The organism is Pseudomonas sp. GW821-FHT09H03, assembly GCF_059415945.1.
On the sequence record NZ_JBWKOF010000041.1, the window covers coordinates 1 to 706 of the forward strand.

Consider the following 706-nt stretch of genomic DNA (forward strand, 5'->3'; position numbering starts at 1 on the left):
TCAGCGAGTCGCTGCCCGCTCCACCGTCCAGCGTGTCGGCACCCTCCCCGCCGTCCAGGGTGTCGTTGCCATCGTTCCCATTCAGTTGATCGTTGTCCGCATCCCCGTTGAGCCGGTCGTTGCCTGCCCCACCGGAAAGGTAATCGTTGCCCGCCCCACCATTGAGGACGTTCAGCGTACCCGCCGCGTCCGATGCATAGATTTGGGTCGAGTCCATTGCGCCATCGGCGAGGAGATAATCTGCATCGTCGCCTCCGTTCAGGGTGTCGGCGCCGCTACCACCATATAACCAATCGTTCCCCGCGCCGCCATACAGGACGTCTGCGCCGCTACCGCCATACAGATTATCCGCGCCCAACCCGCCGGACAGGTTGTCATTGCCCGCATCCCCGCTGACGGTATCGTCCCCTTCAAGCCCATCGAGGGTGTCGTTACCGCCGAGCCCAAAGGCCAGGTCGTTACCAGAGGACAGCGCCGGCATCGTGTTGGTGTCCGCCCCTGCGGTACCCACCTTCACAGTGAAGGTTCCGGCGCTGAAGCTGGCGGGATTCAGGGCGACGTTGCCGGTGAAGAGGATCTTCAGGTCATCCGAATTAACTACCGCATCCCGGTTGCGGTCCATGTACAACACCGTCTGGTTCGTCCCGGCATCGTAGGCCGTCCAGAACTCCAGGAATCGCGTGTCCGTCGGGTCCGCTCCGGCCAG

General features: G+C 63.0%; 1 protein-coding gene. It reads right to left on the bottom strand.

Translation table 11 applies throughout. The features are described 5' to 3' along the window. Positions 1–706 (bottom strand): calcium-binding protein (locus AC07OG_RS26330; protein ID WP_495068512.1); only part of this gene is annotated, 706 nt, incomplete at both ends.